Annotated in this window: 1 protein-coding gene; it reads left to right on the top strand. The window is 58.1% G+C overall.

The annotated features are described in order from the left end of the window. Nucleotides 1–128: 128 nt before the first annotated feature. The gene (locus CP49_RS33275; RefSeq protein WP_057854360.1) at nt 129–1,214 is read left to right on the top strand and encodes an IS5 family transposase; all 1,086 of its coding nucleotides are present in this window, start codon (nt 129–131) and stop codon (nt 1,212–1,214) included. The last annotated feature ends 155 nt before the right edge of the window (nt 1,215–1,369 follow it).

Genomic DNA, 1,369 nt, shown 5'->3' with positions numbered 1-1,369 from the left:
CCTCGCCCGCGACCTTTTGAATCAGACGCTTTTTCTGACTCAGTAAGACTAGCAGTTTGCTGAAAAAGCCCTCGCAACTGCGCGCGGTTGATGATTCAATTATATATCATGAATCGTCGGGGGCTCGGATGCGGGGCGCTTTTGCGGATCAGGGCGGGTTGTTTTCGTACATCTCGCCGGAGGCACGGGTGCCTGCGAACCACCCGCTGAGGAAGATCCGAGGGCTTGTCCGCGATGTTTTGAGTGAGCTGAACCGTAGCCTTGGCAGGCTTTACGCGAGCGAAGGACGGCCCTCGATCCCTCCGGAGCAATTGCTGAGCGCGTTGCTGCTACAGGTGTTCTACGGCATTCGGTCGGAACGCCAGTTGATGGAACAACTGGACTACAATCTTCTGTACCGCTGGTTCGTGGGACTTTCGCCTGATGACCGAGTCTGGGACCCGACCACCTTCACCAAGAACCGCGACCGGCTGCAGAACGGCGAGGTGTTTACGAAGTTCATGACCAGGCTTCTGAACCATCCGCAGGTCAAGCCGCTGCTCTCGGACGAGCATTTTTCAGTGGACGGAACGCTGATCGAAGCCTGGGCTTCACAGAAGAGCTTTCGTCCCAAGCATGGCAGCGGTGACGATGATGACGGCGCGAACTTCCACGGCCAGAAGCGCAAGAACGACACTCATGCCAGTACCAGCGACCCCGACAGCCGACTTTACCGCAAAGCCGCCGGGCGGGAGGCGAAGCTTTGCTATATGGGCCACGCCACCACGGAGAACCGGCATGGGCTGGCGGTGGCCGGCATGGTCACGCACGCCAATGGCACCGCCGAACGCCGATCCTCGGAGATCATGCTGAAGGCCAAAAGCAAAGTTGCCAGCCGCCGCATCACGGCCGGTGAGGACAAGGCGTACGATACTGCCGATCATGTGGCCAATCTTCGCGCCATAAACGTGACACCGCATGTGACGCAGAACCAGGCCGTCACCAAAACCGGCAAGACCCGCAACAGCGCCATCGATGAACGAACCACGCGGCATCCGGGGTACGGCATGTCGCAATCACGCCGGGCGATGACCGAGTGCATCTTCGGTTGGGGCAAGCAACACGGCACCATGCGCAAGACCAAACATCGCGGCATCGCTGGGGTCGCTGCCGACTTCATGCTCAATCTGATCGCCTATAACCTGATCCGCATCCCCAAACTGGTTGCAGCGTAGCCAACCCGGTGTCCAGACCACCAAAGCGCTTCAAACTCTCGAACAAATCATCCCAACAATGGGACCCGCGACAGAACAAACGCCCAATTCTTTGGGTTTTTCAGCAGACTGCTAGTCTTACTGAGTCAGAAAAAGCGTCTGATTCAAAAGGTCGC

This window comes from Bradyrhizobium valentinum, assembly GCF_001440405.1.
GTDB classification, from domain to species: Bacteria; Pseudomonadota; Alphaproteobacteria; order Rhizobiales; family Xanthobacteraceae; genus Bradyrhizobium; species Bradyrhizobium valentinum.
Note: the sequence above shows the minus strand (reverse complement) of the source record. Positions and strands in the feature narration are given on the sequence as shown.